We start from the raw sequence: 23,247 nt of genomic DNA, 5'->3' as shown, positions 1-23,247 counted from the left end.
AGTTCCGGCTCCGGGCGTACGCGGCCGGTGTCTACTGGGTGTCGGTCGTACTGATCAGCATCGTCGGCACCCTCATCACCGATGCGTTGACCGACGGCCTCGGCGTGCCGCTGGCGGTCACCACCGCGGTCTTCACCGTCCGCCTCGCGCGACGTTCGCCCCCTGGTACGCGGCCGAGCGGACGCCGTCCATCCCCACACCATCCTCACCACCCGCCGCGAAGACTTCTACTGGGCGGCCGTCCTGTTCACCTTCGCGGTCGGCACCGCCGCGGGCGACCTGGTCGCCGAACGGCCGAACCGGGGCTACCCGCTGTCGGTGGCGCTGTTCGGCGCGCATCGAACACGGCCACCGCGCCGTCGGGGACGCATCCGGTACCGAACTGCTCAGCGCAACATCAGTTGTCATCACCACAAAAGTCAGGCGCACGTCCCAGCCGACCGCTAACCCCGGCACATTCGCGAGTGCGCGTGCCCTGAACGGCGACCCTCTGGCGCCGACCATTCGGTTAGAGGTCGTGACAAATGGTGAAGACCTTCCTGACGTCCTCGACTCGGTCGACGGGGGGTGAGACATGGCGCCGACCGGCACTCAGAGCACGACCACCGCGCTGTCCGGCACTGCGGAGCACCGTGCCACGGCGTGGCCGTACCTGGTGATTCCAGGGGTGGTCACGCTCGGCATGTGCATGTGGCGGATCAGCGTGCCCTCGTACTGGCGGGACGAGTCGGTCAGCGTGACCGTCGGGCGCGGCGGGCTCGGCGCGCTGACGAACTTCATCTCCCGCATCGACACGGTCCACGGCCTGTACTACCTGCTGATGCACCTGGTGACCAGGCTGGGAACGAGCGAGGTGATCACCCGCACGCCCTCGGCGGTGGCCTCCGGCGTGGCGGCCATGGGGATCGCCGCCATCGGCGGGCGGCTGTACTCGGCCAAGGCGGGCCTCTACGGCGGCCTGCTGTACGGCCTGCTGCCGATCACCAGCCGGTACGGTCAGGAGGCTCGCCAGTACGCGATGGTCAGCGCGGGCGCCGTCCTGGCCACGTACTTCCTGGTCCGGGCGTTGCAGGATTCGCGTCCCCAGATCAGATGGTACGCCGCGTACGCGGCGGCAATGGGCCTGGTGGGCTGGCTTCATCTTTACGTGCTGTTCCTCATGCCCGCCCACGCCGTGACCGCCGGCCTGTGGAGGCATCCCCAGTGGCGGCGCCGCCACCTCGCGAGCTGGGGGTTGGCCGCCCTGGCGGCGGTGGCCCTGGTGTCACCGCTCGCAGTGGTCGCGCGCGGTCAAGAGGCCGCCCAGGTGTCCTGGTTGCAGCGCCCCGGACCCAGGGCGCTCTACAACCTGGGCCTGTGGGTCACCGGCGACGGACGCGCCCTGCTGCTCGTGCTGGTGGCGGCCGTCGTGGTGGGGACGGCGCGACTGCTCGTCCGCGACCACCGCAACGCCGCCGCGCTGACCGTCCCGTGGATGTGCGTACCGTTCGCCCTGGCGTGGAGCGTGTCGCAGGTCCACCCCGTCTACCACCCCCGATACATCCTCTACTCCGTCTGCGCCCTGGCGCTACTGGGCGGGGTGGCGCTGGACAACGCGGTCGGGCGGCTGTCTGTTGGCCGGCCCTGGTTCGCTGTAGCGGCCGCGGTCACCGTCCTGGCGGTCCTGGCGTTGGCGACGCTCCCCGCCCAGCTCTCTGAGCGTGGGCCGCGGAGCCGTCCGGACGACCTCCGCACCCTGGCCGCCACCCTGCGACAGCACTCGCACCCGGGGGACGCGGTCCTGTACCTGCCTGCGGATCGGCAGGCCTTCGCGACCGCCTACGCCGGCGCCTTCGCCCGGTTGAACGCGACGGCCCTGCAAGACCACGAGACGAACCTGCAGCCCGGCTCCTTCCGGTCCGCTCTGGCGACCGAGTCCCGGGTCTGGCTCATCCAGATATCCCCCCACCGGTACCGCAGCGCCGCGTCTCCGCGCGATCTCGCGATCCTCAAGAACGACAAAGGTTTCCGGGCGACCGACTCAAGGCGGTTCGGGAGCATCCGGCTCACCCTGTACGTCCGCCACACGGCCGGAAGCTGACTTCCGCGGCCTGAAGCGTCACCGCCGCAGCGCAAGTGTTCACGGGTTTCGTCGCCGTGTGCCCACCAGGTCGAAGATGACCGTGCACAGGAGCATGTCAGCCGTGTAGTAGCCGTACACCTCGGGATTTAGCAGGATACGAGGTCCGGTCGTGAGCTGGAGCTCGCCTCCCAGCGGCGGTGGAGCAGAGCGGCGACCCCTCAAGAGCCCCTGAGCGCCAACTGCGGCGGACAACCTCGAGACGGAGTGCGCGGTCCGGGGTAGCGGAACACCAAACCGGGAGCAGCAGCGAGCCGGTGCAGGACATCAGCAACACCGCGAACGCCCGCCCGTATCCCGGCGGCAACGCATCCAGCGGTAATGCGACGACAAAGGACACCGGGACGATCTGCAGTTCGGGATGGCCCGCATACAACGGCCACGCGCACAGCACGACCCAAAGTCCGGCGCTTCCGCCGTATCCGCGAACGGTGCCGGTGCGCGGAATCCCGGCATTCATGCTGGCCAAGCCCCTGCGTCCAACCGAGTTGTCGTCCGTCGGCGCGCTCCCAGTCATCATGAGTCCCTGTTCTGCCTTGTGCGGACGATCTGCCGAGCCGGAGCGCGACGCCCCTAAGGCAGCACCACTCATTCAGGCGTCGTCGATGTCTTCCCAAACCTCATCGTCCTGCCAGAGGTCGTCGCCCTCGGCCAGGACGATGGTGCGCGGCGCCGACGGCCCGAGCCGTCCACGCCGTCCACGTACGGCGAGCAGGAACAACAGCCAGACGGCGCCGAGCAGGAATCCGCCGATGACGTCGCTGAGCCAATGAACTCCCAGGTAGAGCCGCGACAATCCGACCAGGACGGTGATCGCCGCGCTGATCCACGCGAAGACCACGCAGGTTCGTCGCCGCAGCGTTCCGCCGGTCGCGGTGAGGACGGCCAGCAACGTCCAGCAGGTCATCGCCTGGACGCTGTGCCCGGACGGGAACGCGAACCCACCCGTGCGAACGATCATGTCCGACACCGGCGGACGCGGCCTTGCCAAGAGCGCTTTGCCGGCCTCGCCGAGGACCACGCTTCCGGCGAATGCCACCCAGACGAACAGGGTGGTGCCCCATTCACGCCGGCTCCAGACCAGGTACCCACCGACGGCGACCACCAGCGGTATCAGCACCGCCGTCGAACCCAGCCAGGTCACTGTCTCCATCAACACGGTCACCGGCCCGAGACGATGCCCGAGGAACCACGCGTGCACCGGCGCGTCCCACCGGCCCGCCTCACCGGCCATGACATCCACGATGAGGGCCGTCAACGCCATAGCCCATCCAAACGCGAGCAAGGCGAGCACGGTGGGAGTGCGGTGGACGGCCGTCGTGCGCGTGTGCCATCCCATCACCGGTACCCTCTCCCCGACGTCATGAGCGCCAGCGGGCGCCGTGGCGCGGAAGTACCCGGCGGGGGTGATCCCAACCGACCAGCCCAGGCCCGTCTCGGCGTCGCTCACGGCCCGCGTTCCCCACCATGCCGATGCTCCTTCCCTTGGAACGAACACCCACGCGGTACCGTGCCGTCTGCACCGAAGCGGAAGGGACGGTACTTGGGGGTGTGAACGCCGGGCCCCTCCTGTCGGCGAAACCGAGGCACCTCAGAGATCACGCAGAACGCTCAGGGGCGGGCGGCGGGCAGCGTGCAGCGCGATGAGGGCGGCGGCGCCCATGGCCGCGACGGCTGTGGCGGCGACGGCGACGAGATAAGCCCAGGGTACGGCGAGGTGGTCGGGTGGCGGGTCGAAGACGCCGGTCAGAACCTTGACGAGCATGTGTGCCAGGGCCCAGCCGATGAGGGTGCCGAATGCTGCGGCGCCGGTCAGGATCAGGGCGACCTCGGCCCAGACGAAGGCACCGATCTGGCGGGGCCGTGCGCCCAGTGTGCGGACGAGCGCGAAGGTGCGGCGGCGTTCGCTGAGGCCGAGCGCCAGGAGCAGGCCGGTGGCAAAGGTGATCAGGGCGAGGGCGTAGCCCAGCTCGATGCGGGTGAGGCCGCCGAGGTCGACGGCGGTGAGGCTGGAGCCGACGACTGTGCGGGTGGTGTGCAGGTCGGTGATCTGTGCCTGCGGGCCTAGGCGGGCGCGGAGCGCGCCGGCCACGGCCGGAGGCGAGGCACCGTTCCGTGTGCCGACCAGGAAGGAACCGACGGTGTCGGTGCCGGTCTTCTGTGCGACATAGCTCGCGTTGGCGACCAGGAAGCTGTCGCGCGGCGCGGTGGGGAACTCCTTGACGACGCCGGCGTAGTGGAAGGGGACGGTGCGGTACTGCTTGGTCCGGCCGTCCTGGAGCCGCAGCCGCAGCAGGTCACCCGGGTGCAGCTGGAAGTCGTGCGCGGTCTCCTGGCTGACCAGCACGGCGTCGGGGCGGTGCGCCAGCCGGCCGATCATGTCGTGGGCGGTTCCGCCGCCGAAGTAGGCGTCCTGGAGGTGGGTGGTCCGGCCGATGGTCGAGGTCCGCACACCGTAGAGGTCCTGGAGGTCGGAACCGACATAGGCGAAGCGGTGCTGGAGCGGTTCGACCGTGGAGACGCCCGGAGCGGCGGCGATCGTCTTCTCCTGGGCCGGCGGCACGTGGGCGCCGGGTGACTCGGTGACGGTGACGTCGGCGCCGTTGGTGAGCTGGGCGTCCGCGACGGCCTGCTGCCGGTAGGTCGCGTCGAACACGGCGGTGGACGCCGCGAACACCACGGCGAGGGCGGCCAGGGCCACCGTGCGGGCGAGCAGTTTGCGCTGGCCACCGAGGGTGGCGGTGACAGTGCCCGACAGCGGCCCGGCGATGGGGCGCAGCAGGCCTGTGACGAGACGTCGCCGCAGCGGCTCCGTGTCTCGCTCGGCCCTGCCTGTGTCGTCGCTGAGACCGGGTACGGATCGCCGGCGCGGGGCGAGCAGCGTGTGGACGACGCGCCAGGCCAGCAGTCCTCCACCGAGCCACAGCAGCGCGGGACCGGCGAAGGCCCAGTAGCTGACGGAGATGGTGGGCAGTCCCTCCGGCACGAGGACGACGGAGTAGTTGTTGCGGGCGGTGATCCAGAAAACGAGGCCGGAGGCGGCCAGCAGCCACAGGTCGAGCCCGTACCGGAGCCAGGTGGGGTCGCGACGGGCCGGGCCGATCGCCCGGCGGGCGGTCACGACGCCGACTGTACGGGCGTCGCGGGCGGCGGGCAGCAGGACGGTCAGCGCGGCGATGAGCAGTCCGGTGACGGCGGCGATCGCACCCCACAGCGCCGTCGTGCCGGTCGTGGTGCCGAACCTGGTGGTCCCGAAGACGAGCCGTCCGGTGAGCGCGGCCAGCGCCAGTCCAGCGGCGGCGCCGGCGACGCCCGTTGTGGTCGCTTCGACGAGGGCGAGGCTGAGCAGGGTGCGGGGGGACGCTCCCCGTGTCCGCAGCAGCCCCTGTTCGGCTCGCCGCCGCGGCGCTCCAGAGGCCGCGACGAGGGCGGTGAGCATCGCCGCGAGTGCCGCGCCGGGCACGCCGAGGAACAGGAAGAGCATCTGCGCGTAAGCGGCGTCTTCGCGAGCGGCGCCGAGCGCGGCGCCCAGGTTGTCGCCGACCAGTCCGGCGCCGGCCAGCCGCGCCTCAAGGTTGCGGGCGGCGCCGGTGTCCTGGACGTAGGCGGAGGCGGGGTCGGCGGGCAGGTCGTGCCGCAGCCGCACGTGCACCTGGGTGTGGACCTGGTCACCGGCGGCGGTGTCGAACAGCCGGTGCCAGGTCGCGGCGGGCAGTATCACCACGTTGTCCGGAGGGGCCTGCGGCTGCGCCCCCACGGGCGCGCCGACCTTCTGGAAGAGGGAGTCGGCTTCGGGAAGGTCGGCGACTCCGTCGACCTTGACCGTCGCGTCCGGGAGCCCGGCCCGGTGGATCGTGACGGTCGAGCCGGGAACCGCGTGCAGGTTGGCGGCGGTCTGCTGGGCCAGCAGCACCCCGTCGGGCCGCCCGGTCAGCGCACGCAGTTCCCCGGGGAAGGCGGCCGGGTATCCGGGCGGCAGGCCCAGTACCTGGCCGGAGCCGGTGTTGAGGACCTGTCCCTGGGCGCGTGATTCGAGTCCGGTGGTCGCGGCGAACCCGACGGGGAGGGCTTCGGTGATGTGCGGGTCCGCTGCCCGCAGGTCGGGAACGGCGGCGCCGTGCTGCAACTCGACCTGCCAGTCCACCGCGACACGGGAGGCCGAACGCTGGGTCATCGTCGACTTGGCGGACGCCAGGAACGTTCCGAGCGAGGCCAGCAGCGCCACCGCGACGGCTATGCCCGCGCTGGTCATGATCAGCCGGGCGGCGCGGCGGGCGAGCAGCCCGCGCAGCCACATCAGGACGAGCATGGCTCTCCTTCCATGAGCGCGCCGTCGGCCATCCGCCAGCGACACGGCAGTCGTTCGGCCATGTGCGGGTCGTGGGTCGCCACGATCAGCCCGGCCTCCAGGTCGTCGGCCGCCTTCACCAGCAGGTCGATGACCTGGGCGGCATGTGCGGAACCGAGCTGCGCGGTCGGCTCGTCGGCCACGATCAGGGCCGGCTCGGCGGCCAGCACGCGGGCGACGGCGGCCCGCTGGGCCTGCCCGCCGGACAGTTCCTCCGGCAGCCGGGCCGAAAGGTCCACCAGGCCGAGGGCGTCCAGTGCCAGCCGGGCCCGGTCGAGCGCATCCCTTTCCGCCGTCCCCGCCAATATCAGGGGCAGCGCGACGTTGCCCAGCACGTCCAGCGGGGCGATCAGGCTGGGCCCCTGAAAGACCATCCCCGCGACCCCCGGCCTGCCGAACGGCCGGCCGCCGAGCCCGGGCCAGTCGATCCGCCCGGTGGTCGGCTCGTCCAGGCCGCTGATCAGGTGCAGCAGAGTGGACTTGCCGGAGCCCGACGCCCCGGTGATCGCGACCCGGTCCGTCCGGCCCAGCGCGCAGGTCACCCCGTGCACCGCGACGACCGCGTCGGAGCCACGGCCGTACGTCCGGGCCACATCGGTGAGCCGGACCAGCCGATCCTCGTGTCCCGGGCCGGTCATATCCGCCGCCCGTCGGCGAGCGCGATCGTCCGGTCCGCAGCTGCGGCGACGGCCGGGCTGTGCGAGGCCACCAGCACGGCGGTGCCTCGTCCGGCCTGATCTCGCAGCAGGTCGAGGACACGCCGTTCGGTATGCCGGTCCAGTTCGCCGGTGGGCTCGTCGGCCAGCAGCAGCGCGGGCCGATTGGCCAGCGCGACGGCCAAACCCGCCCGGGCGGACTCCCCGCCGGACAACTGGGCCGGCCGGGCCCGGCCCCGGCCGCTCAGCCCGAGCCCGTCCAGGAGCACGGTCCGCCACGCGGCGTCGTGACGTCCGGCCAGACGTTGCGCCAGGTCGATGTTGGCCCGGACGGTGAGGTGCTCCAGCAGGTTCCCCGACTGGAAGAGCATGCCGATCAGGCGTGCCCGCAGGGCCGTGCGTTCGGCCTGCGGGCGGTGGCTGATCCGGACACCGCCGACGCGCACGGTGCCGCCGTCGGGTTCGTCCAGGCCGGCCAGGCACGCCAGCAGGGAGGACTTGCCCGATCCGGACGGCCCGGTCACCGCGACGAACTCGCCCGCGGAGACGGTCAGTTCGACTCCTCGCAGGGCCTGCGTCTCCTCGTCCCCTGCCCGGTAGAACCGGTAGAGTCCGTCCGCCTCCAGGGTCGGCGCGGGCGCGGTCACGGCAGCCACCGGAACGAGTCGGAGACCGTCCGCCACGGGTCGACGTTGTCGGCCCCCACCGGCCCGGACAGGGTGAGCACGGCCTCATGGCCGGCCTTGAAGAACTCGTAGCGTTCGGCCTCGTCGCGGACCACCTTGCCGGTCACGGGGTCGGGGGCGCTGTCGAAGCGGTAGACCAGCCGGACGGCGGTGCCTCCCTTCCGCTGGACACTGTCGGCCCTCACCACGGTCATCTTGGTCGCCTTGATCTTGGGGGCCTCGCTGTCACGCGCGCTTCGCACCGTGGGAGCGGTGGACGCGGGCACGACCTCGACCCGGACCGAGTTGAGCTTGTCGGTGAAGCCCGCCCCCGTGGGCAGACCGGTCCGCGCCCACCCCTCGGGCACTGTGACCTCGTACCGCCCGCCGGCCGGCCGGAAGGGCACGAACGCAGTGTTGTCCGGTATGTCCCCGGGCGGGTTCGACTCGGTCTCGACCGGGGCGGGGGCCCTGCCCCCACCGGTCGCCGGCGTGCGGCTGGACGACGGGGGCGGCGGGCCCGTCGAGGACGGCTTGCCTCCCCCGCAGCCGGCGGCCGCGATCGCCACCACGGCACCGGCCGCCACCACGCTCTTCATTCGCATCGGTTGCTCCTCACCCACGGCCGATTCCGGCCTTGACCAGGACGTGCGCCCTCACGCTAGGAGCCTGCGGGTGAGCGGACAGGCAGCCACGGTTAACGGAGGACAAGCGCAGCCTCCTAAATCCGCTTGCCTGGCCGGTGCGCACCCGCCCCGTACATCGCCTCGGTCCAGGGCTTAGGACTCCCCTTACCCTCCCGGTGGGAGGCTGGCGTTCGTGGACGATTCGGATGCCGCCGCCGGAAGCAGGCCACTGCGCCGGCAGGTACTGGTCGCGATCGTCGGGGTCACGGCCCTGGCCATCGTTCTGTTCGCCATGCCGCTGGCCTTCGCGGTGCAGCGGCTCTACCGGGACGAAACGGTCACCAGGCTCGAACGGGACGCCACGCGGATCGCCGCCGTGGTCCCCGACGACCTGGCCCAGAGGCCCCGGAGCGTGCGGCCGCCGGCGGGACTCTCGCCTCATCTGACCATGGGCGTCTACCGGCTCGACGGCACCTTGTTGACCGGAAACGGACCGTCCGGATCCGGGTTGGCCGCCCAGGGACGCGACGGGCGGGTCCACGACCTCGTAGAACACGGTCAGATCGCGGTCTCGGCCCCGGTCCCCTCCGACGAGGGCGTCGCCGCGATCGTCCGGGTCAGCGCGCCCTACGATCTGACCACCGACCGGGTCGAGCGGGCATTGCTCGCGATGGCCGGGCTCGCCCTGCTGATCATCGGCATGGCCGCACTGCTCGCCCGCTACCTCGCCAGGCGGCTGGCCACCCCGCTGGAACGGCTGACGGACGCGGCCCGCCGGCTCGGCGGCGGCGACTTCAGCGTCCAGGGCCCGCGCTCGGGCGTGCGGGAGGCCGACGCGGCGGGCCTGGCCCTTGAGGCGACCGCTCGCCGTCTCGGCTCGGTCCTGGAGCGGGAACGCGCCTTCAGCGCCGACGTCTCGCACCAGTTGCGAACACCGCTCACCGGTCTGCTCCTCGGCCTGGAGTCCGCTCTGGAACGGCGGGACGCGGATCTGCCCGCCGCGATCGGCACCGCGATCGAGCGGGGCCACCGCCTCCAGCGCATCATCGACGAGTTGCTCGACCTGGCCCGCGACAGTGAACTGGAACGCAGGCCGCTCGATGTCCCGGCGTTGCTGGAGGACATCCGGCTCCGCTGGCACGGCCCGCTGGCCGCCCGGGGCCGTCCGCTCACGATCGAGAGCCAGCAACCTCTGCCCGAGGTGCGAGCGGCGTCCGCGGCGGTATCACAGATCTTGGACGTCCTACTCGGCAACGCCCTGGAACACGGCCACGGCGAGGTCACCGTCCAGGCCGGCGATGCCGGCGGCGGGCTGGCCATCGACGTCACCGACGAGGGAGCGGGCATCCCCGACGATGCACCCGACGTCTTCGCCCGCCGATATGCCCGTCCGGCAGGTGCGGGGACCTCGTCCGGAGGGCACGGAATCGGGCTCGCGCTGGCGCGTTCCCTGGCTGAGGCCGAGGGCGGCCGGCTCGTGCTGCGCCGCGCCCGCCCGCCGGTGTTCACACTTCTGCTGCCCGCCGCGGACGACCCCGCGGATCCGCCGGCTCACACGTCGATCTCGTAGCGGTAGCCGCGCCCGCGCAGGGTGGTGATACGCCCGGGATCCTCGCCGATCAGGGCGAGCTTGCGGCGCAGGGCCGAGACGTGCACGTCCAGCGTCTTGGTGGAGCCGAACCAGTTGACGTCCCAGACCTCGTCCATCAACTGCTCCCGGCTGACGACCTGGCCGGCCCGGGACACCAGGACCACGAGCAGGTCGAACTCCTTCGGGCGCAATTCCAGCTCGACATCGCCAAGGAACGTCCGCCGGGCGGCCAGGTCCAGCCGCAACCGGCCAACCTCGACAGCACGGTCGTCGGGCAGCACCCGCTGGCGGCGCAGATGCGCCCGCAGCCGGGCCAGCAGCTCGGTGAGGCGGAACGGCTTGGTCAGATAGTCGTCCGCACCGGCGTCCAGGGCGACGATCACGTCGAGCTCCTCCACACGGGCTGTCAGCACCACGATGACCGAGTCGGGCAAGGCGGCGCGCAGCCTCCGGCACAGAACCGGGCCGTCCATGTCCGGCAGCCCGAGATCGAGGAGGATCAGGTCAGGAGGGCACGTCCCTGCCGAGTCGATGGCCTCCTGCGCGTTGGCTGCGAGGACAACGCCATAGCCGTGGCCGGTCAGCGCCTCGGCCAGTTCCGTGCCGATGACCGGGTCATCCTCGACGATCACTAGCCGTGCAGCCACGCTTCCCATGCTAGACACGCCACCGCGGGGCGCAGGCCCGGCGGCGTTCATCCGGCAGCGGGTCGGGCGGACAGCAGGGGACGGAGCCGGCCCGTGCGGGCGCGCTCCACCAGCGGTGCGGTCCTTCCGGCGGCCAGTGTGAGCGGCGCCGCGAGGACGGTGCCGATGACGGCCCCGACGGCGACATCGTGCGGGTAATGGACTCCCACCCACACCCGTGAGGCGGCCATGAGGACGGCCGCCACCATCACCGCGGCGCCGAGCCGCCGGTTGACCGCCCAGAGCGCGGTGGCCGCGGCGAAGGCGATGGCGGCGTGATTGCTGGGAAACGACCAGTCGCCCGTCGGGGGGCAACTCTCCAGCGTGAAGCTGCCCGGTATGGCCTGGCAGGGGCGGGCCTCGTGGACGGTCCCCTTGACCATGGTGTTCACCCCGTAGAGCACGACCACCACCAAGGGGGCCGTCAGTGCCCGCGCCATCGTGGCGCCGTCGGCGCGGCGCGCCAGCCACCAGGCCGCCACCATGGCGATCGCGAACAGGACCAGCCCGCCGGCGGAGTAGAGGGCGATCGTGTCGTCCAGAAGGTCCGGGCTGCGCCGGGCCAGCCGGGTCACCTCGGTGTACAGGCCCGTGTCGAACGAGGCGGGACCGAGCAGGGACGCGGCAGCGCTCATCAGGTCGTCCGATCATGTTCGGGGGACGTTCGTCTACAGTGCTGTAGTCGTCTACATGACTGTAGACGCTCGTGTGGCAGACTCGGTTCGTGACCTCGCAAGCGCGCCGCCCCGCGGGCGAGCTCGAAGCCGCGGTGCTCGAGACTCTGTGGGCCGCGGCGGAGCCCGTGACCGTCCGCGACGTCCGCGCGGCCGTGGGAGGGGATCTGGCCCGGACGACCATCACCACGATCTTGTCCCGGCTGCATTCCAAGGGCGTCCTGCGCCGTACACGGTCCGGCCGTACCTACGCCTACAGCCCCGCGGTGGCCGATCCGGCCGCGCTGACCGCCCTCCGCATGCTCAAGGAACTGGACGGGAGCGGCACCGACCGGCCGAGCGTGCTGGCCCGTTTCGTCTCCGACCTTGACGTGGACGACGAGAGACTGCTGCGCGCCCTCCTGCAAAAGGCCGGGCACGAGGACGAGCCCGCCTCGTAGGTGCGGGCGCCAGGCACACGTTCGCCCCTAGCCTGCCTGCGCGTGCTCGATGAGCTGGTGGAGATCGATCGCCCCGTCGTTCGCCGACAGCACCGACAGGACGATGAGGACCACGGTGGCCGCGACGAGCACTCCGCGCCTGCGCGGCGGGGGCGCGAGCAGCGCGGCGACCCTTCGGGGCAGCGGTCCGGGGCGCGCCCCGCGGCGGTTGAGGACGGAGCCGATGCCGAGCGCCGACGCGTGGCCCGGCCCGGGGCGCCGGTTTCGGGCAAGGGCCGCCCTGCCGATCGCGCGTGCCGCCCGCTCACGGCCGGCGCCGGCCGCGGCGGACTCGTCCGCCCAGCGCTCGGTCGTGTAGGTCACGGCGCTGCGCAGCGGACGCAGAAGCGGGTTGACGGCGGCGGCGGTGCGCGCGGCCGCGCGGAACAGATGGTGGCGCCCGGCCAGGTGCGCGTGCTCGTGGGCGAGCAGAACGGCACGCTCGGCGGAATCGAGGGCCGCCAGCATCCCGGTGGAGACGACGATGCGTCCCGGGCGGCCGGGGAGGGCGAACGCGTCGGGCGCGGCGTCCTCGACGACGGCCAGCACTCCCTGCCCGGGAAGCCCGCGGGCGATTCGCGCGCCGTCCAGCAGCGCCCGGGCCTGCGCCGCGACCGTGTGAACCGCTGCGAACAGGCTCGCCACCAGCGCCAGGCCGGCGACCGCGGCCACCGCGGGACTGGTGCCCGTGGTGTGACGCAGGACATGCTCGGACAGGTGCCCGAGTCTCGCGATCGGCGGCAGGCGCAGCGCCCCGCCCAGCGCGAGGACCGCCAGTGTGGCGGTGCTGGCCAGGGCGAGCACGACGCTCGTCGCGGTCAGCAGCCATGTGGCCGTGCGCGGCGGCAGCAGGCCGGACAGCGGACGCGCGGCGCCCGCCATGACGACCGGGAGTATCAGGGGCAGGAGGCCATCCACATCCATCGATGTCTCACCGGCTTTCGAGTAGCGCGCGGACCCGCCGCTCGTCCTCGTCGGACAGGGATTCGACGAAACGCAGGAGCACCGTGTCCCGGTCGGACCGCCCGTCCAGGACCTGGTGCATGCGGTGCGCGGCGAGCCCCGGCTCGTCGCTCATCGGCGCGTAGCGGAAAGCCCGTCCGGCCTTCGTGCGGACGAGCAGACCCTTATCGTGCATGCGGGACAGGATCGTCACAACGGTGGTGTACGCGAGTTCTCCGCTCAGGCACTGCCGCACCTGGGCGGGGGCCAGCGCCTCACCCGCGTGCTGCAGGACGGTCATGATCTCCGATTCCAGCGCGCCCGGCTCGCGCCGCCCGCCGGCCATGGGCGCCCCCTCGCTGTGCCTGCAAACGCCCTCCGGTGACCAGTGTGTCACGGCACCGGGCCGTCGTGCCGTCGACGGCCGTGGCCTGCCCGGGGAGCCCGGTCGGAGTGGGCCGCCCGTCGCCGTGCCCTGAGGAACTCGATGCCGATCGGCAGGAGCGAGAGCACCACGATGACGGCGACGGCGGGCAGCAGATAGGTGTCGATGCTCGGGATCGAGGACCCGAGCAGGTAGCCCGCAAGTACCAACCCGAGGCTCCACAGCAGTCCACCGGCGACCTGCCACAAGGTGAACACCCGGACGGGCACGTCCAGAGCGCCGGCGAGCGGATTGAGGACGGTCCGCACAACGGGGACGAACCGCGCCAGCACGATCGCCCTGGCATGCCCGTAGCGCCCCAGGTACTCCTCCGCGCGTGCCACACCGTTCAGGAGATGCCGGTTGCGGCTGCGGGCGAGTAGCACGCGCCCGCCGCGGCGTCCGAGGACGAACCCGCACTGGGCTCCGATGAGCGCCCCGGCCGCGGCGGCGCACATCACCCATGGCAGCGACAGCCGCGTGTTCCCGTGGGCGCCCGCCGTGCACAGCAGCCCGGCGGTGAACAGCAGCGAGTCTCCCGGCAGGAAGAACCCGATGAGCAGCCCGGTCTCGGCGAACAGGACCACCGCGATTCCGACCGTCCCGAAAGCCGCCAGCAACGACCCCGCGTCCAGCGGGTTCACAGCCGCGGGAAGGGCACCGAAACCTTCGATCATCGGATCCCCCGTTTCCGAGGACCGGGAGCGTACCCGTCCCCCGTGGGTCGAAAAATCTACATGTTTGTAGTATTTGATGAAACCAAGCTGACTTGCGTCGGCTACCCGCGCCGCTGGACGGCCGGGCTGGGGCCGCTCGCCAGCGTCCGCGCGTGGGCCCGGGTCTGGTGCTGCCAACCCTGGGCCAGACGACGCCGCAGGGCTCGCGCGAGGGCGGTTCCAGCGGCTCGGCGCAGCGGAGGCAAGACCATGCGGGCGGGCCATCGCCGGGCAACGATGCGCAGGGCCAGCTCACCGTTCCCCGCGATGTAGGGCTCCAGGTGATCGCCGACGGCCCGTGTCAGCCGGGGCCGGACGGGGACGGCGAGGTCGCAGTGGGCGGTCCCGTCGGAGGTGAGGCGCACCATGACGGTGGTACCGCGGACCTTCAGACGCAGCCCCATGGCCCACGTCTGGTCGACGAGCCCGAAGGGCCTGATCGTCCGGGACGGCACGAACATCGCCTCCCATGCGATCCGGCCGTCCAAGTGCCGGAAGCTTGCCTGGATCTGGCGGGCACGGCCTGCGCGGCGGCGGTCGCGGATGTCCAGGGTTCCGCTCAGTTCCTCATCGGGTCCGATCCGCCCGAGGGGATTCACCACGGTTCCCGAGACTCGCAGGAGTCTGCCTTCCGGCCGCATCGCGGTCACGCGGCCGCCCAGATGAAGGGAATCGGGCGGAAGCATCCACAGGTCCATGTCCGTGACGTCCAGCAGGCTGCGGCCGAGTTCGGTGCCGATATGGGCGGCCGACCAGTAGACGCGCCCGTCCTGTTCGGCCGGCTCCATCGACAGCACCGGAACACCGCTCCTCGGCACCAGGTCGACGGCGGCCATCGCCGCCTCGATGTCACCCTCCCGGATCATCAGGGCGGCGATCGCCGGGATCCGGCCGGCGGCATGGAAGACAGCGTCGTCCATTTCGGCCAGGTAGGACCGGGCCAGGTCGGTGAACGGTCGGCGGTCGCCCGGATCGCGGCTGCGCAGCCCGCGCAGGTAGAGCAGCAGGTCGTGATCGATGAACTCCGTGTCTTTGAGACGCGCCAACTCAGCCGCGCCATGGTCGCGCAACGCGATGTCGATCCGCCGGTGGATCTCCAGTCGGTCGGCGAAGTCCCGCGGCTCCGAGCGCCGGTCACTGATCGACGGCGCCCGGCTACGCGGATCCACCAGCCGGTTGTAGACCCGATCGGGGACGACCGCGATGCCATCGGCGGCGAGGTACGCCTGCGCACTGAACAGCAGGTGCTCGTAGTGGAGCCGCTCGGCGAAGCGCAGCTTCGCGCGGTCGAGGAACGTGCGCCGGTAGCACTTGTTGGTCGCCAGAGTGTCGTCCAGCAGATCCGGCTGATCCAGGACGCCGCCGAACACCCCCGGTTCCCGGTACAGCCACGGGCACCAGTCCTCCTCCCGGTCGGGAAGGACACGAACGCACCGCCCCGCGACCAGGTCGGCGCCGGTCTCCTCGGCGGCCGCCACCATGGTGCCGCAGGCATGCGGCGGAAGGGTGTCGTCGCTGTCGAGGAACATCACGTACCGGCCACGCGCGATCTGGATGCCGAAATTGCGCGGGGCGCCGCACCCGCCGGAGCTCACCTGGAGCGGGAAGGTGCGCACTCGATCCGGATGGGCCGCTGCCAGATCGGCGGCGACCCTCGGCGTGGAGTCGGTGCTCGCGTCGTCGACGATGATGACCTCCACCCGGACGAGCGACTGCTCCAGCGCCGAGCGGACGGCACGAGGGAGCCGCCGCGCGTCGTTGCAGGCGATCACGACGACGGTCACATCGGGTTCCGATAGCAAACGGTTCCACCGCCCTCATCCGAATCCAAGGATCTACTATCGCAATAGTAAAAGCCGGCGGGTTAACGGAACGTAAGCGCGAGCGGACCTACCGCCGTCCCGCCGTCCGCATTTGCGACAGGACCGAGGGAGCGGCTCGTCCAGTAGCCGCCCTGCGCGGGCGTGGCGACCTCAGTGGCCGTCAGGGGTTTCGCCGCCATCGGTACCGGCCTCACCGAGCAGGCTGTGCAGCAACGCCTCGTCCCCAGGGGCGAGTTCGGACACGAACCGGGCGAGCACCGCGGCGCGATCGCTGCGGCGGGCCAGCAACTCGTGCATCGCGGCGGCCGTGTGGCCGGCCTCGTCAACGTTCGCGGAGTACACGAACCCGCGCCCTTCACGCTGACGTGTCGCGAGCCCCTTACGGGCCAGCCGCGCCAGAGTGGTCATCACGGTCGTATAGGCGGACGAGCCGTCGAGAACGGCCTGGACGTCGGCGGGACTCATCGGCCGCGCCCCATCCCACAGCACGGACAGCACCGCGTCCTCCAGCATCCCGGCGGGCCGCCGTCCCCGCCCGTCCGTGCTCGTCATCGGCCCGCTCCGCACTCGTGAGACAACTATGCCGATAGTAGAAGACGGCGGCCTCCCGTCGCCCCTCATGCCCACGGACGCTCGGCACCGTTGACACGGCCACGCCACCCAATATCACTACATGTTGTCAATGTGTCACTTTCTGCGATGCGGGTATCTGAGAGCAACTTCCCCCAGATCGGTCGAGGCACATGTCTGGGGGGACGCATCATGGTGGGTCGGCGGCCGACGATCTTGCGCGGCTTCGGGCTTGTCCTCCTCGGCCTTCTGATCTTCTCGGCGGCGTGCGGCGGGTCCGGAGAGGCCGGTTGGTCGTCGGCGCGACATGGGGTCCGCAGGACGGTGCCGCTGGGCAGGTCCGTCCAGGGTCGCCCCATCGTCGCCTTCGAACTGGGGAACCCTCGCGCGGCTCGACGAGTGCTGGTCGTCGGCTGCGTGCACGGAGACGAGCAGGCCGGTGTGCCGGTGGTCGATGCCCTGGCCGCCGGCGCCGAGCCGACGAGCACGGATTTGTGGGTGGTTCCGTCGTTCAACCCGGACGGGATGGCGGCCCGGACGCGGGGCAACGCGCGCGGCGTCGACCTCAACCGCAACTTCCCAGCCCGGTGGCGACCGATCGACTCGCGCGGCTCAGTCCACTACTCCGGCCCCGGGCCACTCTCCGAGCCGGAGTCACGGTACGCCGCCGACCTCGTCCGGCGTATCCGCCCGACCATCGGCATCTGGTTCCACCAGCACCTGGCCGTCGTCGACGCCTCCGAAGGACCCAAGGACGTCGAGCGGCGCTTCGCCCGCGACGTCGGACTCCCGCTGCGCACGCTCACTCGCCGTCCAGGGAGCATCACCGGCTGGGAGAACACCGTCGTCCGCGACAGCGCGTTCGTGGCCGAACTCCCCGCCGGGCGGCTCCCGGCGCAGGCGGTCCGCCGGTACGTCGACGCCGTCCGCCGGATCGCCGGACCCTGACCGCGCAGGAACCCGGGAACGCGAGGGCGGTCACGCTTCGGGAGTGCGGACCACCGCGTTCAGCGGAAAACGCCGGTGTGGCCAAGGGAGTAGCGGCCGGGCTGCGGATACACGCACAGCCCGTGCGGGCCGTCGCCGACACGGATGCGGCGAATCAACCGGCCTGTGACCGTGGAGATCGCGTACACCTCGCTGTGGTAGCGGCCCGACAGCCACAGCACCTGCCCGTCGGCCGACACCCCGCCCATGTCGGGCGAACCACCGCCGGGCAGCCGCCATCGCCGGACGACCCGCCCCGTCTTGAACGAGATCAGCGAGATGGAGCCCTCGGCCCGGTTGGTGACGTACAGGGTGGTCGAGTCACGGCTCACATACAGCCCATGTGCGCCCTTGCCGGTACGGATGAAGCCGGTCACGCGGAACGTCGACGCGTCGATCGTCCAGACGCCGTTGGAGGCCATGTCAGCGATGTAGAACGTCCGGCCGTCGGGAGAGGTCTTCACGTCCTGCGGCATCGCGCCGTCCGCCAGCTTGAGCACGCCGGTGACCCTCTGACCACGGGTGTCGACGCGCAGCACTTCGCCGGAGAACTCACACGCGGTGAGGAAGAAGTCTCCCGAAGCCGAGAAGTCGGCATGGTTGGGACCGCGGCACGGCACATTCACGTGCTTGCGCAGCCGCATCGAGTGGGCGTCCCGGAAATCGATGCGCTGCAGCCGCTCCGCCATGATGATCGCGAACCGACCGTCCGGCGTGAAGTACATGTTGTAGGGGTCGTCGACCGCGACCGGCTTGCCCGGGCGGCCGGTGCGCGGGTCGATCGGGACAAGGTCGTTGGAGTCGTTGTCATTGACCCACAGCGTCCGCATGTCCCAGGACGGGACGACATGCTGCGGCTTACGGCCGACCCGAAACCGTCCCACCCGTTTGAACGTCTTCTGGTCTAGCACGATCACGTCGTCGCTCTGCGAATTCGGCACATACACACGCGCCGGCAGGTCCCGCACCTGCGGGCTGAGCATGCCCGGCCGGTCGTGCCCGTAGAGGTCTGTCGGCGACGCCAACGACCTGGCAAAAGCGCGGCTCCTGGACTCCACCGGACCGGCGCCATGCGGATGCCCGGACGAGGAGCACCCCGCGACCAGCAGTCCGGCGACCACAGCCGGCGCCCACCGGCGCTTCATGTTCGCACCAGCTCAGAAACGGTCACCGCCCGAAGCCCACGCCGACGCAGACCGTCCAGAATCGCCGGCAACGCCTCGACCGTCCCAGCGTGGCCGAGATGCATGCTCACCACCGACCCCCCGCGTGCCTCACCGAGAACTTTACGGATGATGGCCGACTTGCCCGGATCTGCGAAGTCCAGCGAATCCACGTCATAGGACAGGCAGCCGCGGTAGCCGAGTGCCGCCGCCTGCGCCCGCACCCGCGCCGACGCGTGCCGGGCCTGCGACGGGCGAAACCACGCCCCCGCTGTTCCGGTCAGCCTCCGCAGCCGCTGGGCGCACTCTGCGATTTCCGCATACGACGCCGCCGCGGACATCGCGTCCACGTCGCGATGGTTCTGCGTGTGGTTGCCGAGCTCGTGGCCATCGTCCAGGAACAACCGCGCCATCCGTGGCTCCTCGTCCAGCCACCGCCCCACGGCCATCACCGTGATGCGCGCCCCCGCCGCATCCAGCTCGTTCACCACCTGCCGCGCCAGCTTCGGGTCACCCGCACCGTGGAACGTCAGCGCCACGGCGCGGGCGGCTCGCGGGCCATGGACGATCTCCCCCGGCCGAGGGCGTTCAGATCGCACCGTCGTGGTGGGCGCGGCGGTCTGGGAGCCAGCACTTCGGCCTTGCGGCATGCCACGGTCAGACGGCCCAGCACACGTTGCGCAGGCCCCTGTTCCGGCCAGGCCAGCAACACCAACAAGGACGGTGCGTCTCCGAATCGTCACAATCTGTAGCCTACTGGGGCCGCATCGCGTCAAGGTCAACCGTCGCAGCGGAAGCCACCAAGAAGCGGGAAGACTTCACCCACCACACCACACGGCCAGGAACCCGGAAAGCCAATGAAGAGGCCGAGTAAGCGGGTCAATGGTCGAGGAAGATGCCGCGCGCCACCAGTTCGAGGGTGAGGAGTGTGGCGATCGCCTCAATGGCCAGCAGCGCGATCAGGACGAACAGTTGCACTGCCCCGGCGGCTATCGGGGATGCGCCGCCGAGCATCATGCCAACGAATGCGCCGGGCAGTGTCACCAATCCCACGGTACGGGTCTGGTCGATGGCGGGGACAAGGGCGGTGGCGGCCTTGTCGCGGGCGACGAGCAGCCGCGCTTCGCGATCGAGCAGGCCGAGTGCCATTGCGGCTTCAACTTCGCCGAACCGTTGCGCCAATTCGTCCAGGGCACGGCGCCCGGAGAGATAGGTGGCGGTGAGCGCGCCTCCTATGAGGATGCCGGCAACGGGGATCACGCTGATGCCCCTTGGCGGCAGCAGTCCCGCGACCAACAGAAGAGTCATGATGGGGACGACGCCCGCGGCGATGGGCAGTGCCGTCCACCACCAGGTCGGGCCCTTTGTGAGGCGACGGCCGCTGGTGCGCACCGCGACCGCGAACATCAGGACCACGAACAGGGCGAGCAGCGGCACGTGTCTGACGACGACGCCGATGCCCAGCGAGACGGCGGAGAGCTGCACAGCGGCGCGCAGCCCGGCCAGTAGAACAGCGCGAGCATGCCCAAGCTGACCGAAATGGCAGACCGCCACCGCCACCGCCAAGAGCACCGCCACGGCCACGGCAAGAACGAGATTGACCGGCAACAGGCTTGCCCCAGATGACACCGCCCACACGTGTTGGGTCATTCGCGCAGCGTACGGCATCGGACCTCCGCCCTATCATGTTGACACGGCATTAACCCCGAGAACCCACTCTGCCGAAACCTTGCGAAATGGCAGCAAGTCGCGACGGATGATGGATCAGAGACTGACCGCTCCAGTAGATGATTTAAATCAACTCTTCCTTAATCCCCCCTTTTTGACTTGGACGCAGGACGGTTCGGGCGCAGCCGCCGCTTACAACCTTATGAAGTTGCACTCAGAACCGTGGGGTCCTGAGGGCGGGAAATGTGCATGTGGGGCGGAGTGCTGCGGTGGCTGGGTTCGATGTGGGCGGGTTTACAAGGGTGAGCGAACTCCATGGAGCGTGGCCGGCACCTTGCGGGCGAGTAAAGCGCCGCTGCCGCAAATCGAGCGCCGCAGGCGTCATACCGGTCGCTAGGGACTGGAAAGAAGCAAGTTCTGTGTGGGATCTTGTTCGTGCTGCACACACCCGGATCCGGTGGGAACCTGTCACAGAAGCTGGAATTCCGTTCGGGTATGACGTGCTGGCGCCTGCCGCCTTACTGACAAAACGCCACCGCGTCGGCCTTGAACTCCTCCGGATAGCGCTTCAGCCGCCATCGATGACGTCTCTTCCCTTGGAGAACCTCAAGATCCAGTCTCCAAGTGTCCACATCTGAAGGGAAGACCTCTGCGCCCGCTGCAGAACGTGGCCCGGGACTCCCGGCACGAGCCGGCAACGGCGCAGCGCAGCAGCCCCGACCCAACACCCAAGACCGAGCCGCCCGCGAACCGAGCCGCGCCCCAAGGGCCCCAAGGCCCCAGGCCATGCCACACGCCCTCATCAGGACCTTGATCGGACGTCGCGTACTCGTCCTGAGCCGGCTTCATCGGGCGGGCGTCGGCGATGCCCAGGAAGCAACAAGATCGTCAATGGCCCATGTCGGCTCATTGTCGGCTCGGCGGGTCCAGCACAGATCGACATGCGGTGGCCTCGTGCGGCACGAAGATCGGGCTCGACGCAGACACATCAGCACAGGCCGACACTGGCCGCTCTGATAAGACAGTTCCGGACATCTCATCCGTAGGGTGTCGAACCGTCGGTACCTCGCCCAGCGCCGTCATGGGGAAATGGCAGTTGGCGTGCTGCATCACAGACTCCATCGACACGCACTGACGAACACCCGCACTTCCATCGGGGTCGGCGGCCTCGGACACCGATCTTGTTCGCGGTGGCCCCTGGACCGAGGCGGCCTTGGGGAGCCAATTGGGGAGCCACCGGGGTCGGGCTCCTCTGGACCCGCCACGACTTCCCCGGACATTTTCGCAGGTGAGAGGCTCCCCGATAGACTTCCATCGACCTTGATCGACTGGTCTTCTGCGCCTGGAGGTCAAGGGGTCGTGGGTTCAAATCCCGCCGTCCCGACAAGAAGTACCAGCTCAGAGGCCGTTTCTCCCCCACGGAGAACCGGCCTCTTGATCGTTAGTTAGGCGCTCGTTAGCGAACTCGGCCGCCCCCAGCGGCACTCGACCGGTTCACACGGGACCAGGAAGACCGACATCCGCCCGCCCCGGCCCACCGGATGTTTACACGTCACAGCCTCCGGCTGTCTGCCCCTGAGACGGCCCGCAATCACCGAGCCCTCCCGATCACCATCACGCGCCGCCCCCACCGATCGGGACCACGTGTCTCAGGCGGCCGGACTCCTCCACGGAACCCACCCACTTTCTGGGCACCTTCCGGCCCTGCCCCGCGCCGAGCCACCCGTTCGACGCATCAATCAGCAACGGAGCCTCACGGTGCCCCGGCCCCCGCGGCACCTGCTCATGGTGGGTGCCTACAGAAGGCAGACAACAGAAGCCCCGGCCCCTCACGGGCCGGGGGCTTCCTCGGTGCCATGTCCGGGCGTTAGCGCTTCAGAATCGCCAGGAGACTCGCGAACTCGTCGCGGCGCAGGGTGAACTTGGCGCCGACCGGGTCTTTGCTGTCGCGGATGCCCACGCCTTGCCAAGGTCGGCCAGTTCGACGCAGTTCGAAAGCACCCACCCGCTGAACCTGATCTCCTGACCAGCGAGTCCGTGAAACCGGGGCAAGATCAAGGTTTCGTGGAACCGGGGGAAGCTCAGGCGAGGATGCGCCGGAAGGCGCGCCTGACGTTGTGTGAGTCCAGCGGCGTCCTAACTACCTGGAGCACGGCGCATATCCCGAGTCCGCCCGTCCCTCCACTCCGGCCTCGACAAGGCAGCCTTCATGCTCCCCACGCCCGTTGGGGGTGGTCCGCCGCCGGGCTGGCTGAAACGTCTCGGCCCGCCCTCGATCTTGAAGTAGGGGCGGCCCCTAGAGTTGGGGGCGTGAAAGAGCTGATCTTGGTGCGGCATGGAGAGACCGAATGGAGCCGGGCGCGCCGACACACCGGACGCACCGATCTGCGCTGACCATACGGCCGTAGGGTGCGCGGGCCGCGCGGTCGTAGGCATAGGCGGCACGGTGGAGGTGACGGTTGCCGGCGACTGTCCTGACGACTGCATAGGGAACCCGATTTCTCCCCCGCCCAATACAGCTCCCGGGAGGTGTCTCCACGATAGGGATGCAACTGTCTCGGAACCGAGGACAACGCGCTGCCGGTGACTGGTGGTGTCCGCTGACCGAAGCCTCACTGCGGGCACGACTCAGGCGACGCGGGTCGCTCCCTGGGGCCACAAAACGTCCACGTCTATGCGGCGCTGCCGGGCGTGTCCGACAATCTCGGCCGTTCCGCCACGACCGCGGGCCGGAGCACCGTCCCATACCGCGATGAGCCGCTCAACTCCGTCAAGCATCGTCAGGCCGGCGTGGAGATAGGAGCGCGGACCAGGATTCCGGTACGGCAGCCGCCGCACCGCGACCGCGTGTTCTGCCAGTTCCTCAAAATCATCCCGCGCACGGGCCTCGAGTCCTGCCTCGTATCCGGTCGCGGGGATGATGACCTCAAGTCTCCCGCCTATCGCCAGGATAGCCCTGGCGAAGATCTGGTCGGCCCCCTCGGCCAGGCAGGTGACACCGGTGACGTCCGTCGCCCGCTGGGCGAGCAGTCTCCGAATTCCGGTGTCCACCATGCGAGCGGTCCGGCTATCGAGGTCCCTGTGGCCGGTAATGGCAACGCGCATGCGAC

Annotated in this window: 22 protein-coding genes and 2 pseudogenes; 7 read left to right on the top strand and 17 right to left on the bottom strand. The window is 70.3% G+C overall.

Annotated features, from left to right (window positions below; all coding sequences use genetic code 11):
- Positions 1 to 38 precede the first annotated feature (38 nt).
- The 3 genes and pseudogenes from CHC11_RS44015 to CHC11_RS38280 form a co-directional block, all read left to right on the top strand.
- A pseudogene (locus tag CHC11_RS44015) lies at positions 39 to 134 on the top strand (hypothetical protein); the annotation flags it as partial.
- Positions 135 to 162: 28 nt separating this feature from the next.
- Entirely contained in the window at positions 163 to 447 is a 285-nt protein-coding gene (locus CHC11_RS44010; RefSeq protein WP_425427381.1) for a hypothetical protein, read from the top strand.
- A 127-nt stretch (positions 448 to 574) separates the two neighbouring features.
- The gene (locus tag CHC11_RS38280) at positions 575 to 2,080 is read left to right on the top strand and encodes a glycosyltransferase family 39 protein (protein ID WP_089316799.1); all 1,506 of its coding nucleotides are present in this window, start codon (positions 575 to 577) and stop codon (positions 2,078 to 2,080) included.
- A gap of 631 nt (positions 2,081 to 2,711) precedes the next feature.
- Here the strand turns inward: CHC11_RS38280 and CHC11_RS38275 are convergent.
- The 5 genes from CHC11_RS38275 to CHC11_RS38255 form a co-directional block, all read right to left on the bottom strand.
- Positions 2,712 to 3,569: a phosphatase PAP2 family protein gene (locus CHC11_RS38275; protein ID WP_089316798.1), complete on the bottom strand. Its 858-nt coding sequence runs from the start codon at positions 3,567 to 3,569 to the stop codon at positions 2,712 to 2,714.
- A gap of 141 nt (positions 3,570 to 3,710) precedes the next feature.
- Complete coding sequence (locus CHC11_RS38270; RefSeq protein ID WP_089316797.1) at positions 3,711 to 6,428, bottom strand: ABC transporter permease; 2,718 nt, start codon at positions 6,426 to 6,428, stop codon at positions 3,711 to 3,713.
- Complete coding sequence (locus CHC11_RS38265) at positions 6,416 to 7,105, bottom strand: ABC transporter ATP-binding protein (RefSeq protein ID WP_089316796.1); 690 nt, start codon at positions 7,103 to 7,105, stop codon at positions 6,416 to 6,418. The genes CHC11_RS38270 and CHC11_RS38265 overlap by 13 nt, the downstream gene beginning before the upstream one ends.
- A complete protein-coding gene (locus CHC11_RS38260) occupies positions 7,102 to 7,770 on the bottom strand; it encodes an ABC transporter ATP-binding protein (protein WP_089316795.1) in 669 nt (222 codons plus the stop codon). Before CHC11_RS38260 ends, CHC11_RS38265 begins: the two co-directional genes overlap by 4 nt.
- Positions 7,767 to 8,393 carry a hypothetical protein gene (locus CHC11_RS38255; protein ID WP_089316794.1) on the bottom strand — a complete coding sequence of 209 codons (627 nt, stop codon included), beginning with the start codon at positions 8,391 to 8,393 and terminating at the stop codon, positions 7,767 to 7,769. Before CHC11_RS38255 ends, CHC11_RS38260 begins: the two co-directional genes overlap by 4 nt.
- A 214-nt stretch (positions 8,394 to 8,607) precedes the next feature.
- Between CHC11_RS38255 and CHC11_RS38250 the strand changes: the two genes are divergently transcribed.
- Positions 8,608 to 9,984, top strand: a complete 1,377-nt coding sequence (locus CHC11_RS38250) for a sensor histidine kinase (RefSeq protein WP_245920276.1) — start codon at positions 8,608 to 8,610, stop codon at positions 9,982 to 9,984.
- Here CHC11_RS38250 and CHC11_RS38245 read toward each other — a convergent pair.
- Both CHC11_RS38245 and CHC11_RS38240 read right to left on the bottom strand, forming a co-directional pair.
- Complete coding sequence (locus CHC11_RS38245) at positions 9,966 to 10,637, bottom strand: response regulator transcription factor (RefSeq protein ID WP_425427380.1); 672 nt, start codon at positions 10,635 to 10,637, stop codon at positions 9,966 to 9,968. The genes CHC11_RS38250 and CHC11_RS38245 overlap by 19 nt on opposite strands.
- Positions 10,638 to 10,699: 62 nt before the next feature.
- Positions 10,700 to 11,326 (bottom strand): phosphatase PAP2 family protein, encoded by a 627-nt coding sequence (locus tag CHC11_RS38240; RefSeq protein ID WP_089316792.1) that lies wholly within the window; start codon positions 11,324 to 11,326, stop codon positions 10,700 to 10,702.
- 89 nt (positions 11,327 to 11,415) lie between these two features.
- On the opposite strand from CHC11_RS38240, the gene CHC11_RS38235 reads away from it, so the two are divergent.
- Positions 11,416 to 11,805 carry a BlaI/MecI/CopY family transcriptional regulator gene (locus CHC11_RS38235; RefSeq protein ID WP_089316808.1) on the top strand — a complete coding sequence of 130 codons (390 nt, stop codon included), beginning with the start codon at positions 11,416 to 11,418 and terminating at the stop codon, positions 11,803 to 11,805.
- 27 nt (positions 11,806 to 11,832) lie between these two features.
- Here CHC11_RS38235 and CHC11_RS38230 read toward each other — a convergent pair whose 3' ends face one another.
- The 5 genes from CHC11_RS38230 to CHC11_RS38210 form a co-directional block, all read right to left on the bottom strand.
- The gene (locus CHC11_RS38230; RefSeq protein WP_089316791.1) at positions 11,833 to 12,768 is read right to left on the bottom strand and encodes a M56 family metallopeptidase; all 936 of its coding nucleotides are present in this window, start codon (positions 12,766 to 12,768) and stop codon (positions 11,833 to 11,835) included.
- Between the two features lie 7 nt (positions 12,769 to 12,775).
- Positions 12,776 to 13,132 carry a BlaI/MecI/CopY family transcriptional regulator gene (locus tag CHC11_RS38225; RefSeq protein WP_089316790.1) on the bottom strand — a complete coding sequence of 119 codons (357 nt, stop codon included), beginning with the start codon at positions 13,130 to 13,132 and terminating at the stop codon, positions 12,776 to 12,778.
- Positions 13,133 to 13,179: 47 nt separating this feature from the next.
- A complete protein-coding gene (locus CHC11_RS38220) occupies positions 13,180 to 13,887 on the bottom strand; it encodes a DedA family protein (protein WP_089316789.1) in 708 nt (235 codons plus the stop codon).
- A gap of 101 nt (positions 13,888 to 13,988) precedes the next feature.
- Entirely contained in the window at positions 13,989 to 15,710 is a 1,722-nt protein-coding gene (locus CHC11_RS38215) for a glycosyltransferase family 2 protein (RefSeq protein ID WP_179279220.1), read from the bottom strand.
- A gap of 189 nt (positions 15,711 to 15,899) precedes the next feature.
- Entirely contained in the window at positions 15,900 to 16,301 is a 402-nt protein-coding gene (locus CHC11_RS38210; protein WP_089316787.1) for a BlaI/MecI/CopY family transcriptional regulator, read from the bottom strand.
- 210 nt (positions 16,302 to 16,511) lie between these two features.
- On the opposite strand from CHC11_RS38210, the gene CHC11_RS38205 reads away from it, so the two are divergent.
- Positions 16,512 to 17,267, top strand: a complete 756-nt coding sequence (locus tag CHC11_RS38205; RefSeq protein WP_179279219.1) for a M14 family zinc carboxypeptidase — start codon at positions 16,512 to 16,514, stop codon at positions 17,265 to 17,267.
- A gap of 59 nt (positions 17,268 to 17,326) precedes the next feature.
- Here the strand turns inward: CHC11_RS38205 and CHC11_RS38200 are convergent, their stop codons facing one another.
- The 4 genes from CHC11_RS38200 to CHC11_RS38185 all read right to left on the bottom strand — a co-directional run bounded on the left by CHC11_RS38200 (position 17,327) and on the right by CHC11_RS38185 (position 22,097).
- Positions 17,327 to 18,451 carry a YncE family protein gene (locus CHC11_RS38200; RefSeq protein WP_089316785.1) on the bottom strand — a complete coding sequence of 375 codons (1,125 nt, stop codon included), beginning with the start codon at positions 18,449 to 18,451 and terminating at the stop codon, positions 17,327 to 17,329.
- Positions 18,448 to 19,119, bottom strand: coding sequence for a polysaccharide deacetylase family protein (locus CHC11_RS38195; RefSeq protein WP_089316784.1), 672 nt, complete (start codon positions 19,117 to 19,119; stop codon positions 18,448 to 18,450). Before CHC11_RS38195 ends, CHC11_RS38200 begins: the two co-directional genes overlap by 4 nt.
- A gap of 229 nt (positions 19,120 to 19,348) precedes the next feature.
- Positions 19,349 to 20,119: an ABC transporter permease gene (locus tag CHC11_RS38190; protein WP_089316783.1), complete on the bottom strand. Its 771-nt coding sequence runs from the start codon at positions 20,117 to 20,119 to the stop codon at positions 19,349 to 19,351.
- 1,885 nt (positions 20,120 to 22,004) lie between these two features.
- Positions 22,005 to 22,097 (bottom strand): DUF397 domain-containing protein, encoded by a 93-nt coding sequence (locus CHC11_RS38185; protein WP_179279218.1) that lies wholly within the window; start codon positions 22,095 to 22,097, stop codon positions 22,005 to 22,007.
- Between the two features lie 350 nt (positions 22,098 to 22,447).
- Here CHC11_RS38185 and CHC11_RS43115 point away from each other — a divergent pair.
- Positions 22,448 to 22,525 (top strand): annotated as a pseudogene (locus CHC11_RS43115) (histidine phosphatase family protein); the annotation flags it as partial.
- 240 nt (positions 22,526 to 22,765) lie between these two features.
- Here the strand turns inward: CHC11_RS43115 and CHC11_RS38180 are convergent.
- On the bottom strand, positions 22,766 to 23,242 hold the full coding sequence (locus tag CHC11_RS38180; protein WP_089316781.1) for a hypothetical protein: 477 nt from the start codon (positions 23,240 to 23,242) through the stop codon (positions 22,766 to 22,768).
- Positions 23,243 to 23,247: the final 5 nt, after the last annotated feature.

The organism is Actinomadura mexicana, assembly GCF_900188105.1.
GTDB classification, from domain to species: Bacteria; Actinomycetota; Actinomycetes; order Streptosporangiales; family Streptosporangiaceae; genus Spirillospora; species Spirillospora mexicana.
Note: the sequence above shows the minus strand (reverse complement) of the source record. Positions and strands in the feature narration are given on the sequence as shown.

What these genes read in the sequence shown, in the direction of transcription:
- CHC11_RS38240 (WP_089316792.1), bottom strand. Translation starts at nt 11,326, where the DNA reads ATGAGCGCTGCCGCGTCCCTGCTCGGTCCCGCCTCGTTCGACACGGGC.
- CHC11_RS38205 (WP_179279219.1), top strand. Translation starts at nt 16,512, where the DNA reads ATGGTGGGTCGGCGGCCGACGATCTTGCGCGGCTTCGGGCTTGTCCTC.
- CHC11_RS38210 (WP_089316787.1), bottom strand. Translation starts at nt 16,301, where the DNA reads ATGACGAGCACGGACGGGCGGGGACGGCGGCCCGCCGGGATGCTGGAG.
- CHC11_RS38190 (WP_089316783.1), bottom strand. Translation starts at nt 20,119, where the DNA reads ATGACCCAACACGTGTGGGCGGTGTCATCTGGGGCAAGCCTGTTGCCG.
- CHC11_RS38225 (WP_089316790.1), bottom strand. Translation starts at nt 13,132, where the DNA reads ATGGCCGGCGGGCGGCGCGAGCCGGGCGCGCTGGAATCGGAGATCATG.
- CHC11_RS38230 (WP_089316791.1), bottom strand. Translation starts at nt 12,768, where the DNA reads ATGGATGTGGATGGCCTCCTGCCCCTGATACTCCCGGTCGTCATGGCG.
- CHC11_RS38220 (WP_089316789.1), bottom strand. Translation starts at nt 13,887, where the DNA reads ATGATCGAAGGTTTCGGTGCCCTTCCCGCGGCTGTGAACCCGCTGGAC.
- CHC11_RS38180 (WP_089316781.1), bottom strand. Translation starts at nt 23,242, where the DNA reads ATGCGCGTTGCCATTACCGGCCACAGGGACCTCGATAGCCGGACCGCT.
- CHC11_RS38255 (WP_089316794.1), bottom strand. Translation starts at nt 8,393, where the DNA reads ATGCGAATGAAGAGCGTGGTGGCGGCCGGTGCCGTGGTGGCGATCGCG.
- CHC11_RS38265 (WP_089316796.1), bottom strand. Translation starts at nt 7,105, where the DNA reads ATGACCGGCCCGGGACACGAGGATCGGCTGGTCCGGCTCACCGATGTG.
- CHC11_RS38200 (WP_089316785.1), bottom strand. Translation starts at nt 18,451, where the DNA reads ATGAAGCGCCGGTGGGCGCCGGCTGTGGTCGCCGGACTGCTGGTCGCG.
- CHC11_RS38280 (WP_089316799.1), top strand. Translation starts at nt 575, where the DNA reads ATGGCGCCGACCGGCACTCAGAGCACGACCACCGCGCTGTCCGGCACT.
- CHC11_RS38270 (WP_089316797.1), bottom strand. Translation starts at nt 6,428, where the DNA reads ATGCTCGTCCTGATGTGGCTGCGCGGGCTGCTCGCCCGCCGCGCCGCC.
- CHC11_RS38195 (WP_089316784.1), bottom strand. Translation starts at nt 19,119, where the DNA reads ATGCCGCAAGGCCGAAGTGCTGGCTCCCAGACCGCCGCGCCCACCACG.